General features: G+C 72.4%; 14 protein-coding genes and 1 pseudogene. 6 read left to right on the top strand and 9 right to left on the bottom strand.

Annotated features, from left to right (window positions below; genetic code table 11):
- Positions 1-465: 465 nt before the first annotated feature.
- A pseudogene (locus tag HG543_RS56960) lies at positions 466-588 on the bottom strand (helix-turn-helix domain-containing protein); the annotation flags it as partial.
- A 427-nt stretch (positions 589-1,015) separates the two neighbouring features.
- Positions 1,016-1,336 carry a hypothetical protein gene (locus HG543_RS02945; RefSeq protein WP_169343103.1) on the bottom strand — a complete coding sequence of 107 codons (321 nt, stop codon included), beginning with the start codon at positions 1,334-1,336 and terminating at the stop codon, positions 1,016-1,018.
- 231 nt (positions 1,337-1,567) lie between these two features.
- Between HG543_RS02945 and HG543_RS02940 the strand changes: the two genes are divergently transcribed.
- The 3 genes from HG543_RS02940 to HG543_RS02930 are packed head-to-tail and all read left to right on the top strand — an operon-like array spanning position 1,568 to position 5,362.
- Entirely contained in the window at positions 1,568-2,614 is a 1,047-nt protein-coding gene (locus HG543_RS02940) for an ABC transporter substrate-binding protein (RefSeq protein WP_169343102.1), read from the top strand.
- Positions 2,611-4,278: an ABC transporter permease gene (locus tag HG543_RS02935; RefSeq protein ID WP_169343101.1), complete on the top strand. Its 1,668-nt coding sequence runs from the start codon at positions 2,611-2,613 to the stop codon at positions 4,276-4,278. Before HG543_RS02940 ends, HG543_RS02935 begins: the two co-directional genes overlap by 4 nt.
- A 49-nt stretch (positions 4,279-4,327) precedes the next feature.
- Positions 4,328-5,362 carry an ABC transporter ATP-binding protein gene (locus tag HG543_RS02930; protein WP_169343100.1) on the top strand — a complete coding sequence of 345 codons (1,035 nt, stop codon included), beginning with the start codon at positions 4,328-4,330 and terminating at the stop codon, positions 5,360-5,362.
- 9 nt (positions 5,363-5,371) lie between these two features.
- Here the strand turns inward: HG543_RS02930 and HG543_RS02925 are convergent, their stop codons facing one another.
- Positions 5,372-5,992 (bottom strand): DUF2911 domain-containing protein, encoded by a 621-nt coding sequence (locus HG543_RS02925; protein ID WP_211193691.1) that lies wholly within the window; start codon positions 5,990-5,992, stop codon positions 5,372-5,374.
- A gap of 127 nt (positions 5,993-6,119) precedes the next feature.
- The gene (locus tag HG543_RS02920; RefSeq protein ID WP_169343099.1) at positions 6,120-6,683 is read right to left on the bottom strand and encodes a GNAT family N-acetyltransferase; all 564 of its coding nucleotides are present in this window, start codon (positions 6,681-6,683) and stop codon (positions 6,120-6,122) included.
- Between the two features lie 26 nt (positions 6,684-6,709).
- Between HG543_RS02920 and HG543_RS02915 the strand changes: the two genes are divergently transcribed.
- The gene (locus HG543_RS02915) at positions 6,710-6,979 is read left to right on the top strand and encodes a DUF2277 domain-containing protein (RefSeq protein ID WP_169343098.1); all 270 of its coding nucleotides are present in this window, start codon (positions 6,710-6,712) and stop codon (positions 6,977-6,979) included.
- Between the two features lie 201 nt (positions 6,980-7,180).
- Complete coding sequence (locus HG543_RS02910; RefSeq protein ID WP_169343097.1) at positions 7,181-7,651, top strand: ricin-type beta-trefoil lectin domain protein; 471 nt, start codon at positions 7,181-7,183, stop codon at positions 7,649-7,651.
- 61 nt (positions 7,652-7,712) lie between these two features.
- Here HG543_RS02910 and HG543_RS02905 read toward each other — a convergent pair whose 3' ends face one another.
- From HG543_RS02905 to HG543_RS02890, 4 genes are all read right to left on the bottom strand, one after another.
- On the bottom strand, positions 7,713-9,035 hold the full coding sequence (locus HG543_RS02905) for a metal-dependent hydrolase family protein (RefSeq protein WP_169343096.1): 1,323 nt from the start codon (positions 9,033-9,035) through the stop codon (positions 7,713-7,715).
- A gap of 50 nt (positions 9,036-9,085) precedes the next feature.
- Positions 9,086-10,945, bottom strand: a complete 1,860-nt coding sequence (locus tag HG543_RS02900; protein WP_169343095.1) for a hypothetical protein — start codon at positions 10,943-10,945, stop codon at positions 9,086-9,088.
- Between the two features lie 152 nt (positions 10,946-11,097).
- A complete protein-coding gene (locus HG543_RS02895; protein ID WP_169343094.1) occupies positions 11,098-12,972 on the bottom strand; it encodes a hypothetical protein in 1,875 nt (624 codons plus the stop codon).
- A gap of 14 nt (positions 12,973-12,986) precedes the next feature.
- Complete coding sequence (locus HG543_RS02890; protein ID WP_169343093.1) at positions 12,987-14,444, bottom strand: MATE family efflux transporter; 1,458 nt, start codon at positions 14,442-14,444, stop codon at positions 12,987-12,989.
- 353 nt (positions 14,445-14,797) lie between these two features.
- Between HG543_RS02890 and HG543_RS02885 the strand changes: the two genes are divergently transcribed.
- A complete protein-coding gene (locus HG543_RS02885; RefSeq protein WP_246356706.1) occupies positions 14,798-15,793 on the top strand; it encodes a gamma carbonic anhydrase family protein in 996 nt (331 codons plus the stop codon).
- A 4-nt stretch (positions 15,794-15,797) separates the two neighbouring features.
- Here the strand turns inward: HG543_RS02885 and HG543_RS02880 are convergent, their stop codons facing one another.
- Entirely contained in the window at positions 15,798-17,054 is a 1,257-nt protein-coding gene (locus tag HG543_RS02880) for an ATP-binding protein (protein WP_169343092.1), read from the bottom strand.

Here is a 17,054-nt window from a genome sequence, read left to right as displayed (position 1 = left end):
GTCGGGAGGCGGATGACCCGCCCCCGAAGGCCCGGAGTCCTCCGTCCGCCGCAGGGCACGCCAGAGGACCTGGCCCGCGGCGTGGGCGTCGTTCTCGTCCACCGGCACCTCGGCCCACACCGCCTCGCGCACCAGCTGCGTCAGCGTGCCCCACACGAGCCCCTCGCCCGCCCGGGCAGCTCCCGGCGCCAGCACGCCCTCCCGCTCCCCCTGTCGGAGGACCTCTCGCACCATCTCCCGCGCCGCCTCGCCGGGTGAGCGCTCCTCCAGGGCCCGCGGGTGCCAGTGCAGGAAGGCGAAGCCGAAGAGCCCCGGCTGCGCCGCCGCCCACCAGACCAGCTCTCCCCAGAAGGCGAGGAAGGCCTCGCGGAAGTCCAGCTTCGACCTCCGGTAGCACCCCTCGAAGGTGGAGCGCGCGACGTCGCAGAGGTCCTGCTCGGCGAAGTCCCGCACCGCGAGGGCAAAGCGGTGCTTGTCACCGTAGCGGCGGTACAGCGTCCCCACCGACACGCTCGCGGCCCGGGCCAGGTCTTCCGCCCGCACGTTGTCGTAGCCGCGCTGCGACAGGAGCTCCGCCGCCACGCGCATGACGTGAGCGTGGTGCTGCTCCAGAATCCACATGCCCCTCTCCATCCCCGCCCTCCTGAAAGCCCACCCCGTGGAAGGAGCGTTCCTTCCACAGAGCCCGGTATACCGCCGGGGTCTGACAGGGATGGACGGGGCGCCGCACCTGGGGAGTCGGGCGTCAACGCCGCACGTTCATGCGTGCGGACCTCTCCCCCACACGACCACGCCGCGTGCGACTTCCCGCGCAGCTCCGGCGGACGGCCTCATCCGCAGTGCACCCCGAATCGCGCCTCGTCGATTCGAGGGCTCCGTTGCGTGGCCCCCGATAGTGAAGAAGGTCCCCGAGTGCCGCTCACGACCTGACGGTACGTGCACCACTGGGGCGCCCTGCGCTCCGAAGAGAGTGGCCCTCCACCTCCCGCTGGAGGGCCGTTACCGCGCGCCGCGCTCAGTTCTCGGTGTTGCTCGGGTCGCAGATGGGCCTGTCCATGCCGCAGGCCGTCCAGTGGATGCACCAGCCTCCGTCCGACGTCTGGAACGCGCTGGCCCTGGGGCGACCGGGACCGCAGAAGACACTGCCCGAGGCCGCCTCGCAGTAGCCCTGGCTTCCCGGGCACTCCTCCGACTGCGCGCGTACCGTCGGGGTCTCCGCCGGTGCCTCACCCTCTTCCAGGTCGATACCCGAGCCACAGCCGATGGCGAGCACGGCGCCAGCGGCAACGCACAGGTGAAGCCACGACTTCCTCACAGCGGAGCGCTTCGCTTGCATGGGACTCCTCCCGGTGATGCCGGCTTCCGCCGACAGGGGTCCCCGCTCGCGCGGCGCGGACCACCACCGCCGAGTCTAGGACGCGACCGAAGCCCCTCCAGGCGACGCGGGCTTCCCGCCGTGAATGCTTGCGCCCTGGAGGCTTTCTTGCCGTCGCCGAAACAATTGCAATACAGGTGCGTCAAGCACGGACGGTGACTTTCCGCTCCCGTTCCGCATAATCCGCCAGGAATGGCATTCCCAGCCCTGCTCCGGGGGGCCGGCCTCGCCGCCGCGCTCGTCCTGCTCGTCGCGTGCCGCATCGAGTCCGCCGCGCCCTCGTCCGGGCCCGCGGCCTCCAGCGAGGGCGCGCCCTCCGGGGACGTGTGGGTCTACACGTCCATGTACCGGCACGTGCTGGACGCGTTGGAGCCGCTGCTGAAGGAGAAGCTCCCGGGCGTGCAGGTCCACTGGTATCAGGCCGGCAGCGAGAAGGTGGCCAGCCGGCTGGAGGCCGAGCGCGCCGCGGGGGCGGTCCGCGCGGACCTGCTCGCGACGTCGGACCCGTTCCTCTACGAGCGGCTCGCACGGGAACGGGCCTTCGCGCCCTATGCCTCTCCGTACGTGCTCCGGGTTCCCCGCTCGCTGGTGGACCTGGACGCGCGCTACGCGGCCATCCGTCTGTCCACCATGGTGCTCGTGCATCGCGAGGGCACCACGCCTCCGCCGTCCTCCTTCGCCGAGCTGGTGGATGGCCGGTGGAAGGGGCGCGTGGCCATTGGCGACCCTCTCACCTCGGGCACGGCCTTCACGTGGGCGGTGTTCTGCCAGGCACGGTATGGCGACGCGTACTTCACCGGCCTGCGCGAGCGCGGCGCCATCGTCGCGGGGGGCAACGCGGCGGTGCTGCAGAAGGTGGAGAGCGGCGAGGCGGACGCGGGCGTGCTGCTGCTGGAGAACGCCCTGGCCGCCCGGGCGCGCGGCAGCCCCTTGCGCATCGTGTGGCCCACGGATGGCGCCGTCGTCATCCCAGGCCCGGTGGCGCTGTTCGCGACGACGCCCAACCCGGTGGCCGCGAAGGCCGTGCTGGACGTGCTCCTGTCCCCCGAGGGCCAGCGCCTCATCGTCGAGAAGGGAGACATGCACGCGGTGGACCCACGGCTCGGCGGGCCTCGGGGGGAGCCCGGGGTGGAGAAGTTGCTGGAGCGCTCCCAGCCCTGGACGCCCGCGATGGTGGAATTGGGGCTCACGCGCGGCGGAGCCATCAAGGAAGCCTTCACCCGGGCGTTCGCGCGATGAGGGCGGCGTGGGCGCGGTGGCTCGGCCTGGGCGCGTGGCTGGCGCCGCTGCTCTTCTTCGCCATCGTGCCCGTCGCGGTGCTGCTGCTGCGGGGCACGGGCGCGCACGGCGAAGCGGGGCTGTCCTGGCTGGCTTCGGAGACCGGGGCGCTGGGGAACACGCTGGGCATCTCCGCGGGGGCGGCGGTGCTCGCGCTGGTGCTCGGCACGCCGCTGTCGCTGCTGCTGTTCCGCACGGACCTGCCGCTGCGCGGCGCCTTCACGGTGCTCTTCACCCTGCCCTCCGCGATTCCGGCGTTCATCTGGGGCATGGGATGGCTGTCGCTCGCGAGCCCTCGCGCGGGCTACCTCAACCGGCTGCTGGGCGAGGGCGCCTTCGACATCTACGGCCCCGCGGGCATCGCCTTCGTCGAGGGGCTGTCGGGACTGCCGCTGGTGCTGCTGGCGGGGGCCGCCGCGCTCCGGCGGGTGGACCCGGCGCTGGAGGAGGCGGCGCGCGTGTGTGGTGCCTCGCCCGTGCGCGCGCTGCTGACGACGACGCTGCCGCTCGCGCTGCCGTCGCTGCTGTCCGGCACGGTGATGGTGTTCCTCATGGCCGCCTCGTCCTTCGGCGTGCCGTACCTGCTGGGCATCTCGGCGTCGCCGCCCACGCGGGTGCTCACCACGCGCATCTATGAGTTGGTGCTGCTGGGCGGGGACGTGGGGCTGGCGCGGGCGGCGGCGCTGGCCACCGCGCTCCTGCTGCTCACGCCGTTGGCGCTCGTGGCGACGTGGGCGCTGGGGAGCTCCGGGCGCGTGCGCCTGAGCGCGGGCAAGGGCATGGCCTCGCGGCCCTTCCCGCTGGGCCGCGCTCGAGGGCCCGCCCTGGCGGTGGTGGGCGTCGTCTGCGGGGTGCTGGTGCTGCTGCCGCTGGGGGCCATCCTCCTCACGTCCCTGCAGCGCAGCTTCGGCGCGGAGCTGGCGTGGCGGGAGCTGACGCTGGCGCACTGGTCCGGCGTGCTGCTGGAGCCGCGCACGCTGCGGGCCACGGGGCGCAGCCTGCTGCTGGCCGCGGGCGCGGGAGGGCTGGTGTGCCTGCTGGGGCTCGCGGCGGCGGTGCTCCAGCGAGGCTTCCGGCGGCTCGGCGCGGGAGTGGAGGCGCTGGCGGTATGGCCCTACGCCGTCCCGGGCACGGTGGTGGCGCTGGCGCTGCTGCTGGCCTTCTCGCGAGACCTGCGCTTCATCCTGCTGGAGCGCGTGGCCTTCGTGCTCGCGCTGGCGCACACGCCGTGGCTGCTGCTCATCGCGTACGCGGCGAAGTACCTGGCGCTCGGGGCGCGCAACAGCGCGGAGGCGCTGGCGCAAATCGACCCGTCGCTCGCGGAGGCCGCGCGGGTGAGCGGCGCGGGGCCGGTGCGCGCGTTCGTGGACGCGCCGCTGCCGCTGCTGCGCCCGGCGCTCACGGTGGCCTTCGTGCTGGCGTTCCTCGCGTGCGCGACGGAGATAACGATGTCCGTACTGTTGGTGCCGGCGGGCTCGGAGGTGCTGGGCACGCTGCTGTTCGAGCTGCAGAGCTACGCGGACCCGGCGGCGGCGGCGGTGCTGGCCTGCGCCTTCGTCGCGCTGGTGGTGGTGGGACAGGCGGTGCTCGCGCTGGTGGGCCGGCGCGGCGTGGAGGCACGGTGATGGCGCAGGCACTCACGTGGGGATGCCCGCCCGGGGCGGAGGCGCGGTGATGGCGGCCCTCACGTTGACGGACGTCTTCAAGTCGTATGGTGCCACGCCCGTCGTCCGGGGCCTCAGCCTGGACGTGCGCGAGGGGGAGCTGGTCTCCCTGCTGGGCCCGTCCGGCTGCGGGAAGACGACGACGCTGCGGATGCTCGCGGGGTTGGAGCACCCGGACTCGGGCGTCATCCGCATTGGCGGGGAGACGGTGGCCGGGCCCGGCGTGCGCATGCCGCCCGAGCGGCGCGGGCTGGGCATGGTGTTCCAGAGCTACGCCGTCTGGCCCCACCGCTCCGTGGAGCAGAACGTGGCCTACCCGCTGACGCTGCGGCGCCTGCCGAAGGCGGAGGTGGCGTCGCGCGTGAAGGAGGCGCTGCGGTGGGTGCGGCTGGAGGCGCTCGCGACGCGGAGGCCGCACGAGCTGTCCGGCGGGCAGCTCCAGCGCGTGGCGCTCGCGCGGGCGCTGGTGGCCGGCCCCCGGGTGCTGCTGCTGGACGAGCCGCTGTCCAACCTGGACGCGGCGCTGCGCGAGGAACTGCGCGCGGAAATCGCCACCCTGCGCGCGAGGCTGGGCACCACCATGGTCTTCGTCACCCACGACCAGGGCGAGGCGCTGGCGCTGTCGGACCGCATCGCGGTGATGAACCGCGGCGTCATCGAGCAGGTGGACGCGCCCGAGCGGCTCTACCGCGAGCCCGCCACGCCCTTCGTCGCGGGCTTCGTCGGAGGAGCGAATGTCCTCCCGGGCCGGGTGCGCGACGGCGCGTTCCACACCGCCCAGGGAGACGCGAGCTTCCCGCTGCCACCGGGCACGCTGGGGCCGGACGGTCCCTGCACGCTGGTGGTGCGCCCGGAGGACCTGGAGCTGGGCGGAGAGGGCACCCTGCTGCCCCTCTCCGCGCGGCTGTTCCTCGGACACGCGGCGGAGTACCGCTTCCCTGTGGGCGGCACGCTGCTGCGCGTGGTGGGCCCGCCCCGGGAGGTGCGCGCGGGCGAGGTGCTGCCCGTGCGCATCTGGAAGGCGAAGCTGTTCCCGGCCGGGTGACGCCCCCGGTCAGCCCTTCTTCGCGGGCGCGGGCGCGGGCGTGGCCGCGGCCCCGGAAGCGGGACGCACGGGCACGGAGACCTGCGTGTTCTCCCACGAGAAGTTCAGCGCGGTGCCCTTGTCGTCGAAGGCGATGGTGAGGGCCTCGTAGGTGTCCGCGCTCTTCTTCGCCGGCACGTCCACGCGCAGGACGTCATTGTCCTTGTTGTACTTGTAGGCGCCCCACTGGCCCACGTCCTTGCTGACGATGAGGGTCCACTTGTCCGCCTGGGGAATGGTGAAGAGCGAGTAGGTGCCCGCCGGGAGCCGCTTGCCCGCGAGCTCGATGTCCGCGGTGGCGGTCAGCTCGGTGGCGGCATTGGCGCCCAGGCGCCACACCTCGCCATAGGGCACCAGCTTGCCGAAGATGGCGCGCTTCTCGCCCGTCTTCGGGTCCTGGATGCGGGGCGAGCTGTACGTCACCTTCACGTACGTGGTGTCGTTCAGCTTCTTCGCCGCCATCTGCAGCGGGCTGGCGGGAGTCTTCTCGGGCGGAATGGACTTCTGCGCCAGCGCGGGCGCGGCGGCCAGCAGGACGAGCGCGGCCACGGTCGGGATGCTCAGGCGGGACATGAGTCGACGGTGCGTCATGGGTGGAACCCTCTGTCGTGAAGGAAGAACGGAAAGCGCGCCGGACCCTACCACCCAGTCAGGCGAGGGAGCCCCCGCTTCTTCCGGGCCCGTGGAACGCCGGACAGCGCCGCCCATTCCCCTGAGGCTACCGCAGGCCCAGCGCGATGACGGCCCACTCGTCGGTGGCGTCCCGATATGTCTTCAGCACCTCGAAGCCGGCGCGGGCGTGGGCCCGCATCGAGCGCGTGTTGCGCGTGGCCACCTCCGTCACCGTGCAGTCGAAGCGGTCCCCGTAGCTCGCGCGGTGCTCGCGGTAGAGCGCGTCGAAGACGCCCTGCCCCCGGTACGCCTCGGCCACGCATATCTGTCCCATGACGTAGTAGCGGGACTCGCGCAGCGGGCGCCCGCGCCAGCTCAGCGTCTCCAGGAGCTGGAACATGGGCTCCAGGATGGGGACGAAGGCGCGCGTCTCCACGGGCATCACCAGCGCATACCCCGCGAGCCGCTCGCCCTCCTTCGCGATGACGCTCGGCGCGAGCGCGTGCATGCGCTCCAGCACGTCCAGCGTGTGGGCCACGGTGACGAAGCCCTCGCGCGCGGCCTGCTCGGGGGAGACATGGCCTTTCAGGTTGGCGGCCTGGAGCTGGAGGATGGCTTCCAGTTCCTCGCGGCGCGTGACGAGACAGGTCCGGAGCGTGGATGGAGTCATGGGCCCATTCATCCTAACCTCGTGCCATGTGCCGGAACATCAAGCCCCTGTTCAACTTCTCGCCGCCCGCCACCGATGAGGACATCCGCGCGGCGGCGCTGCAGTTCGTCCGCAAGATTGCCGGCACCCGCAAGCCGTCGAAGCAGAACACCGACGCGTTCGACATCGCCGTCGAGGAAATCTTCCAGAGCTCGAAGCGCATGCTCGACGGGTTGGTGGCCACCACGCCGCCCCGCGACAGGGCGCGCTTCGAGGCCATGAAGCGGCTGCGCTACAAGGACGCGAAGCCGCGCTGAGGCCCGCCGCCACACCGGCGGTGATACATCCCTCGGCGCACCGTATTTGACGCCAGACGCCATGCGGCGCCCGCCACGGTGTATTCAGCGACCCGACCAGGGTTGTCTTTGAACCATTTTGTAATTTTAAAGAATACGCAAACATTCCCTCTCGCTCCGAACGGAGTGCATCCCAATCCAACACCTCGAGGGGGAATCACGATGAAGGGATTCATTCGCAACAGCGTGGCGGCGGCGGCGTGTGTCATGGCGTTGCTGGGCGCCGCGGAGGTGGACGCGAAGCCGACGGGCATCCGGATGGCGGGCGTGGACCAGTGCCTGGACATCCCCAATGGGGACTTCAGCAACGGCGTGCAGCCCATCCTGTGGAAGTGCCACTCGGGAGTGAACCAGAAGCTCGACTACACCGGCGGTCAGTTCAGCGTGATGAACGGGGCGCTGTGCCTGGACATCGAGGGTGGCAAGACGCAGGGCACCGCGCGCGTGCTGCTGTGGCAGTGCCACAACGGGCCGAACCAGCGGTGGGTGGTGCGGGACGGGCAGATTCAGAGCATCCTGCCCACGCCGGACAACGTCCCCATGTGCCTGGACAGCGAGAAGCAGGGCAACCAGACGAAGCTGGTGGCGCGCAAGTGCAACGGCCGCGCGACGCAGCGCTGGCAGACGAAGTAGCGCGCGCCGCGCCCGCCCCGGCGCTGGAGGGTCTGTTCCAGCGCCGGCCCGGAGTCATGCCTCAGCGGGCCGCGCTGGACGGGGCCGGCTCGGCGTCGTGCCGGTGGATGACGCCTTCCTTCATGACGAAGAAGACGGCCTCCGTCTTGCGGATGTCCTCGAGCGGGTTGCCCGGCACGGCCACCACGTCCGCCAGCTTCCCCGGCTCCAGCGTGCCCAGCGTGGAGGACACGCCCAGGAGCTCCGCCGCGTGCACCGTCGCCGTGCGCAGGGCCTCGGCCGGGGCCATGCCCGCCTCCACCATCAGCGCGAACTCGCCCGCGTTGCGCCCGTGCACGAAGACGCCCGCGTCCGTGCCGAAGGCGATGCGCACGCCCCTGGCAATCGCCTTGCGCAGGGCCTGCCGCCGCGCCTCGTCCACCGCGCGCACCTTGCGGATGTTCTCCTCCGGCATCTGCCCCTTGTCCGCCCGCTCCCGCACGCCCTGGAAGGCCATGGCGGTGGGCACGTACCAGGTGCCCTTCTTCTTCATCAAATCCAGCACCTCGTCATTCAAGAGCGAGCCGTGCTCGATGGAGTCCACGCCCGCGAGGACGGCGCGCTTCGCCCCTTCCGCGCCGTGCGCGTGGGCGGCCACCTTGCGCCTGCGGGCGTGCGCCTCGTCGACGATGGCGTCCAGCTCCGCCTGGGTGAGCTGCGGCGAGTCCACGTCCGAGTTGAGGCTCAGCACGCCGCCGGTGGCGCACACCTTGATGAGGTCCGCGCCGTACTTGAGGTTCTCCCGCACCTTGGCGCGCAGCGCGTCCGGCCCGTTCGCCACGCCGCGCGAGGCCTCCTCCACGAAGAGGCCCTTGCGGAAGGAGTTGCCCCCGTCGCAGTGCCCGCCGGTGCTGCCCAGGCCCGCGGTGGCGGTGAGGATGCGCGGCCCCACCACCGTGCCGCGGCGGATGGAGTTGCGCAGCCCCACGTCGATGAAGTCCTCCGCGCCCAGGTTGCGCACGGTGGTGAAGCCCGCCATCAGCGTGGCGCGCACCATGGGCAGCGCCTCCAGCGTGCGCTCGGGGACGGTGCGCTGCAATTCGTCGAGGAGGTCCTGGCGGTAGTCGTGCCCGGGCTCGCCGGTGAGGTGCGTGTGCGCGTCCATGAAGCCCGGCAGGAGCGTGGCGTCCCCCAGCTCCACCACGCGTGCCCCGGCCGGCGTGCTGGCGCCCGGCCCCACCGCGGTGACCTTGCCGTCCCGCACCACCACCACGCCGGGCGTGACGAGCCGGCCCGCCTTCGCGTCGAAGAGGCGCGCGGCCTTGAGGACGTAGGACCTGGGTGCCTCGGCCGCGGAGGCGGAGGCGGACAGCATCAGGGAGGCGAGGAGGAGTGTGCGTCGCATGGGACGCATTGCCCACCGCCCCGCCCGCCCGAGTCAAGCGGCCCGGGCCCTCAGCGCCGCTCGAGCATCAGACTCCAATCGGTCCTCCAGGAGAGCCGATGTGTGAGCACCACCGAGTAGCGCCCCGTCACGGGCGCGACGTAGATGCCTTGCGAGGGGAACCAGCTCGCCGAGCCATACGGATTCAGGATGGACACCTGCGCGTTGTCGCTCGGCGCCACCAGGTACCACGCGCCCGCCTCCAGCGTGACGGCCAGGGCGTCCCGGTCACCCTCCGCCTCGAAGTCCCCCGTGACATGAAGCGGAGGTGCTCTCACCGGGGTGTCGGCGGTGACGCTGTCCGGGTGGCCATCGGAGCGCGTGCGGGTCACCGTCACGGTGAAGGGGTCCAGGGCGCGCGAGGGCATCAGGGAGAGGTAGAGCGTCCCGGAGCCGGAGACGTCCAGCAGGACTTCGCGCAGCTCCTGCCGGGACATGTACCGGCCCTGGTACGGCCCTTCGATTCGCGCCTGGCAGGCGGGCTCGCAGCGCACCGTGTAGACCCCCTGCTCCTCCACGTCGATGGCGAACGTGTCCGAGTCCGAGTTCCCATGGGGCCGCGCCTCCACCGGGACTCCCGGGGACAGGCGGGTGGCCGTGGCCTGCGTGTCCCCATGGTCGTCCGGCCCCAGGTCCTCCACCCAGAGCTCGAAGGGCGGCTCCAGCGCGCCAATGGCGGGAGGCCTCACCTTGAGGAAGTAGTCGCCCGCGATGGCCGACTCGAGGAGGTACCACTGGGGATTGGCCGAGCGCAGCTGCGTGTCCCGGGCGTCGTGGAGCTGGATGGACGCGATGACGTGCGGACTCTGCCGCAGCACGTAGGTGTGGCCGGCCTCGGCGGTGAAGCGGAGCACGTCCACGTCCTTGCGCGTCTGCAGCCGCACAGGGGCGCGCTCTCCGGGCGTCAGCCGCGTGGCGGTGGCCAGGACGTCGCCGTGGTCGTCCGCGCCCAGGTCCTTCAGCCAGCAGGTGACGGAGATGGGCATGGGGCCGAACGTGGGGCTCACCTGCATGAACCAGGTGCCCGCGGCAGGGGCCTGCAGCTCCACCTCGGGCATGCGCCGGGTGCCCAGCGCCTCGCCGGTGTCCACCACCCGGCCCGACGCGTCCAGCAGCCGCAGCGCGACGCCCACCTGCGTCGAGGGCAGCTCACAGCCCATGCGGTACGCGTGCCCCGCCTTCGCCTGGAACCGGATGACGTCGTCATCCCCGAGGAAGTCGCTCGTCACCGTGAAGTTCGCGTCGGACGGCTCCATGACGGCGGCCTGGTCCCGGGAGTCCTCGTGGTCGTCGGCGCCCAGGTCCACGAGCTGGTACGCGTACGTGCCCGAGTCTCCGGCGCCGGACACCTCGATGTACCAGGGCCCTTCACCCCGGGGCTTGAAGGACCAGGCGGTGCGCTCGGGGTCGAGGAAGAGGCCCGTCAGCTGGCGGCCCGAGCCGTCCAGCAGGCGCGGCTGGCAGCGGGGCAGCGACAGGGGCTGGCAGAGGAAGACGTAGGAGTGGCCGGGCTCGGGATGGAAGGAGAAGAGGTCCCGGTCGAACTGGCCGCGCGTGCTGGCGCTGATGCGGCCCTCGGCCGGCTCGCTCATGACCGTCAAGGGGGTGGCGTCATCGGGAGAGCCCGCGTGGTCGTCCGGCACCGTGAAGCTGGAGACCTGGCACAGCAGCCCGGCGGCGGCCTCCCAGGCGCCGCAGCGGCACATGGGCTGCCCCCCGTTGGCGACGCAGGTGCCCGCGGTGCAGCGCACCCCCTCGCACGCGACGGACGCGTCCGGCTCCGCGACGAAGGACGGGCCGCAGCCCGCGAGGACGAGGAGGACAACGGCGGCCAGGGGACCTGCCCCCGCGTGGAGCCATGGACGGAGCACGGGCGGACCTCGGGTTGACGGCGCGCCTGGGAGCTATGAACGCCCTCCCCCATCGCCAACGCACCGCCGCCGGAAGCCCTCGCCGGCTGTTCCCCAGCGCACACGCGGCCCGTCCACGACCCCGCAGAGCCCGCCGGAGTGACCGCCTCCGCTCACCGCGCCTGGAGGCCGAAGCGCCACGGGAGCACCTCGTCCCCCGTGGCGCCGTGGACCTGCACGAGATAGGTGCCCGACGCGGGGACGACGAACCCGCTGTCCCAGCGCGGGAGGGTGCTCCCATCCGGCGCCGTCAGCGTCAGCTGGAGCGGGCCCAGGTCCAGGTCCAGCCAGTACGTGCGCCCCCCGTCCAGCCACACGAGGAAGGCATCCACGTCCACGCGCGTCTGCACCCAACCGGACACGGTGGCGGGCAGCGTGAGCGGGATGGCATCGAAGCGGCTGTCGCCGTAGTCGTCCGTGGCGACGCGCTCCACCCGCAGCGTGTAGGCCGAGACGCCCCCGGGACGGACGAACACGGTGGTGGGCTGCGCCCCCGACACGTCGAGCACCTGCCGGCCGGGGCCCAGCGTCTCGAAGCGCAGCCCCTCCGGGTGATAGTAGGACAGGAGGCAATCGGGCTCGCAGGTGACGAGATAGATGCCATTCGCCTCGGGAAGGAAGGTGAAGGCGTCCACGTCCCCCGGCGTCTCGGCCCGGCCGGTGACGGGCGTGCCGGGCTCGAAGGACGTGGCCGACTCCCGCGCGTCCCCGTGGTCGTCGGTGCCCTGGTCCTCCAGCAGCAGCAGGAAGCGGTAGAGCCAGGGCACCCCCTGGCGGACATGGAGGTAGTACGTCGCGTCGCGCGCCGGCTCGAATAAGAGCTGGGAGGTGACCTGGCTGGCCACCTGGAACCCGAGGACGTCCGTCACCAGGAGATTCAGCGAGCCCCGCTGCTCGGGGGCCAGCGAGTAGATGTGCCCCGCCCGCGCGGTGAAGACGAGGACGTCCGTGTCCCCGTCCGAGTGCAGGGTGACGGGCACGGGGACGCCGGGCGTCACCTCGGTGGCGAGGAGGAACGAGTCCGCGTGGTCGTCGCGGCCCAGGTCCTCGAGCCAGCAGGTGGACTCCAGCCGCAGCTGGTTGGCGCGCTTCAGCCGCACCGTCACGGACGCGCTTCCCTCCCACCCGGCGACTCCGCTGACGCCGAGGGACGGGCCCTCGAACCCGGCGACGGTCCGCACCACGGTGTCGGTGGACCACCGCAGGGTCAGCTCCAGCTCCCGGCTGTCCACGGACCGGGGGTCCGGCACCTCGCAGGTGAAGCGGTAGCCATGCTCCGGCTCGGTGGCGAAGGTGAAGACGTCCTCGTCACCCGGGCCGGTGTGCGTGATGACGAAGGGCTCGCGCCGCCGCGAGGCGGTGAGCGCCGTGGCGCGCACCCGGTCGTCGCCATGGTCGTCCCGGCCCAGGTCCTGGAGCTGGTACGTGTACGTGCCCACGCCCCTCTCGCTGGACACCTCCACGTACCAGGTGCCCGCCTCCAGCGTGGCGAACAACACCCGGCCGGGGCCGTCCAGCGCGTTCTGGGTGACGGTGTCCACCTCGCGGCCGGTGCCGTCCAACAGCCGCAGCTGGCAGTCGCGCAGCGTCCTGCGGTGGCAGGTGAAGGCGTACACGTGGCGCGACTCGGCGGTGAAGGCGAAGAGGTCGCGGTCCACCAGGCCCTCGCGCTCGGCCTGGTCGATGTGGCCCTGCCCCGCGACGGCCATCGGCATGGACAGCACGGTGGCATCCCCGGGCGAGCCGCCATGGTCATCCGCCGCCGTGAAGTAGCCCACCGCGCACGACAGCCCGGCGGCCTGCTCCCAGGCGCCACACCGGCACATGGGCTGGCCGCCGTTGGAGAAGCACTCGCCCGCGGTGCAGCGGACATTCGCGCAGGCCACGGCGTCGTCCGGAATGTCCATGGTGGGGCCGCAGGCGGCCAGCACGAGGACGCACGGCAACAGGCGCCAGGGGAGGCGGAGGACGGCGGACGGGGAGGACATGGGCGGGCGCGAGGCTACACCTTGCGCTGCTTCCAGTGGCCCCGCCGGAAGAGGACGATACCGGCCATGGCCATCACCGAGAAGGCCACGGAGATGGAGATGAAGGCGCCGGACGGCCCCAGCCCCAGCGGCCCGGACAGCACCCAGGCGAGCGGCAGCTCCAGCAGCCAGAAGCAGCAGATGTTGAGGAGGGTGGGGGTGACGGTGTCCCCCGCGCCGTTGAAGGCCTGCGTCTGCACCATGCCGAAGGCGTAGAAGAAGAAGCTGGCGCACATGATGCGCAGGGCCAGGGCGGCGTGGGCCGCCACCTCCGGCTCGCGCGTGAAGAGGCCCACCACCGGATCCGCGCCGGCGATGAGCAGCAGCCCCAGCGTGCCCAGGAAGGCCGCGTTGATGCGGCTGGCCGTCCACACCGCCTGCTCGCCCCGCTCGGGCCTGCCGGCGCCCAGGCTCTGTCCCACCAGGGTGGCCGCCGCGCCGCCCAGCCCCCACGAGGGAAGCAGCACGAAGAGGACGATGCGCAGGGAGATGGTGTAGCCGGCCACCGCCGCGCTGCCGAAGGAGGAGACGATGCGCGCCAGCACCACCCAGCTCGTGGTGCTCACCAGCGCCTGCAGCGTGCCCGCGCCGGACAGCCGCATCATGGCCACCATCGTCGCCGGCTCCAGCCGCAGGTGCTCGCGGCGCACTCGCAGCCGCCCGTCCCCGCGCGCCAGCCGGTAGAGCTGGTACACCACGCCGCAGCCGCGCCCGAGGGTGGTGGCCACCGCGGCGCCCATCACCCCCAGCTCCGGGAAGGGCCCCACGCCGAAGATGAGCAGGGGCGCCAGGACGATGTTGATGGCGTTGGCCAGCCCCAGCACGCGCATGGCGATGGCCGCGTCCCCACAGCCCCGGAAGATGGCGTTGATGAGGAACAGGAGCAGCACGCTGCCCATGCCGCCCAGCATCACCTGCGTGTAGCGGATGCCGTGCTCCAGCACCCACGGCGAGCCGCCCATGAGGGCCATCAGCGGCCGGGCGAAGACGACGCCCGCGACGGACACCGGAATCGCCAGCACCACGCCCAGGCCGATGGCCTGCACCGCGGTGCGCGCGGCCCGCTCCGAATCTCCCTCGCCGATGCGGCGGGACACCAGCGCGCCCGCGCCGATGCTCAGGCCCATGGCCGCGGCGTAGATGATGGTGAGCAGCGACTCGGTGAGGCCCACCGTCGCCACCGCGTCCGCCCCCAGCCGGCCGACGAAGAAGACGTCGACCACGGCGAAGACGGACTCCATCATCATCTCCAGCACCATGGGCACGGAGAGCAGGAAGATGGCCCGGCGCACCGGCAGCCGCGTGAGGTCCTGTCGCGTCCCGTGGACGGCCTCCTTCAGCGACGCCCACAGCCCGGGAGTCCCCTCTTCGGGCGGACCTCCCGCTTCCTCCAGCGAGGGGTTGGCCCCGGCGGGGGGTATCTCCGACGACATGTCTGCCTCCGTGCCGCCCTTCTGTCAGGGAGGGGTGGCTGCGTCCAGCGACGAAAACCCGACGGACGCCGGACCCGCCGTGTGTGACCCGCGGCAGGCGGGCAGGCGGGCGGATGATCCACCACGAGACATCCACCCGCCCGGCTTCGCGCCCATCCGTACACGCCTGGCGGACGACCCGCACCCCTGGCGGGACGGCCCCACCCCAGCGTTGGCGGATGGACAGCCTACACGCGCCGCGGGGCCGTCCTTCGGGCGAGGCCCCGGATGTTAGGGTCATGCGACACATGGGAACGAGCCTGCCACTCGTGAGCCCGCCCGCAGCGTCCACCGGGGGGGCCGCGCATTTCCGCTTGGCCAGCAGCGCCAGGGTTCTGGGCAAGGTCCTCCTGGGCCCGGGAGCCATCATCGCGCAGGGGGCGGTCATCCGCTCCCACGCCGGCGCCGTGCGGCTGGGCGCGGGCTCGGCGGTGCTGGAGAACGCCGTCGTCATCGGCACACCCGAGCTGCCCACCTCGGTGGGAGAGCGGGTGGTGCTCGGGCACCGGAGCATCGTCATCGGCGCGGAGGTGGGCCCCCTGTGCGAGGTGGGCAACGGCGCCATCATCATGCCCGGCGCGCGCCTGGGGGCCCGCTGCATGGTGGGCGAGGGCGCCCTCATCCCCGCCGGCATGGTGGTGCCGGACGAGTCGGTGGTGGTGGACCGCCCCGCCCGCATCCTGCGCCGCGCCAACGCCGAGGACCTGGAGCGCCTGAGGACGCTCCGCGACGGCAGCCTCGCGTTGCCGGGACAACCGCTCACCGCCTTCTCCGCGAGAGACCGGGCCGAGGACGCTCCCATGGGACAGCTCTACACCTTCCGGGACAAGCACCCGCTGGTCCACCCGATGGCCACCCTCTTCTCCACGGCGGAGGTGACGGGGGACGTCATCATCGGGCAGGGCAGCATCATCGGGCCCGGCGTGAAGATTGTCGGCGACTCGCACGGGCCGGTGCGCATCGGCGCGGGGGTGCAGATTCTGGCCAACTCGGTGCTGCACCTGTTGCCGGACAACCAATTGGTGCTGGAGGACGGCGTCATCATCGGCCCGGGCTGCATGGTGCACGGCTGCCACGTGGGCGCGGGCACCGTGGTGGAGCCCGGCGCCATCCTCTGCGACGGCAGCACGCTGGGCCGCGGCTGCGTGGTGGGCGCGGGCAGCCTCGTGAAGCAGCGCTCCAGCTTCCCGGACGGCGCGCGGGTGGAGGGCTTCCCCGCGGTGCAGACGGGCACCCTCTCCGCGCCGCCGTCTCCGCCCCGCTGGGCGCTGCGCCCGGAGGACCTGCCGGGCCTGCGCCGCGTGAGCTGAGGCGTCAGCGGCCCTGGGGCGTCGAGGGGGCCTCGGGCAGGGCGAGCTCGAAGCGCGTGCCGTCGCCCGGCTTCGACGTCACCTCCAGGGTGCCGCCATGGGCCAGGGCAATCTGCCGCGCGAGGAACAGGCCCAGCCCCAGCCCCGTGGAGCCGGGGCCGCGCGCGAAGCGCTCGAAGAGGGTGTCGAGCACGTCGGGGGCGATGCCGGGGCCCTGGTCCGTCACGGCGATGCGCACCCACTTGCCCTCGGCGCGAACCTGCTCCTGGACATCCAGCCCCACGGGCAGCCCGGGCGGCGAGTGCTTCATCGCGTTGGCGGTGAGGTTCTCCAGCACCTGCCGCAGGCGATCCAGGTCGGCGATGACGACCAGCTCCTCCGGCCCCCGGTACTCCACCGCGTGTCCGGGCGCGCGCATGCTGGCGGCCACCTCCCGCGCCAGGGCCACCACGTCCACCGGCTGCGGGCGCAGCGCGAAGAGGCCCTGGTCCAGGCGTCCCACGTCCAGGAGGTCGGAGATGAGGCGGTTGAGCGCCGCGAGCGACGCGAGGGCGCCGTCCGCGTCCCGCAGGTAGTCCGCGGCGTTGTCGCGCCGGGCGCGCCGCTGGATGAGCTCGAGCCGGGCGCGCAGGGGCATGAGGTGGTTGGCCATGTCGTGGGCCAGCACGGTGACGATTTCCTCGGCCGCCGCGCGGCGCGCGTTGCGCGTGGCCAGCTTCGTCAATTCCTGCACCAGCTCCACGCGGTGGGCCACCGCGCCCACCCAGCGGGCCACCGCCTCCAGGAAGCGCAGGTCGTCCTCGGAGAAGAAGTCGGGCTGGGCCGAGGACACGCCCAGCACCCCGCCCGTCTCCCCGCCAATGGGCAGCGGCACCATGAGCGCGGACTTCACGCCGAGCCGGTGCTTGATGCCCGGCAGCTCCTCGGGGTCCTCGTGCAGGCGGCCCGTCATGAAGGGCTGCTCCGTCTCGTACGCCTGGACGGCGCGGCCCCCATTGGCCAGCGGCAGCCGGTCCAGCCCGAGCGCCTTCTGCTTGCGCCCCATGGGGGTGTCACTCGTCCCACCCGCCACGAGCGTCTGGGTGGCGTGCTCCAGGAGGAAGACGTCCACCTTGTCGGCGTGGAGCAGCTCGGAGATGACCAGGGAAGCCTTGTTCAGCGTGGGCCGCAGCTCGGCGGCCGGGAGGGCGAGCAGGCTCTGGAGCGCATGCAGCAGCCTGTCGCGCCGCTCGCCTCCACTCTCTGTCCGTTCATCCGTCAC

The organism is Pyxidicoccus fallax (assembly GCF_012933655.1).
GTDB classification, from domain to species: Bacteria; Myxococcota; Myxococcia; order Myxococcales; family Myxococcaceae; genus Myxococcus; species Myxococcus fallax.
Note: the sequence above shows the minus strand (reverse complement) of the source record. Positions and strands in the feature narration are given on the sequence as shown.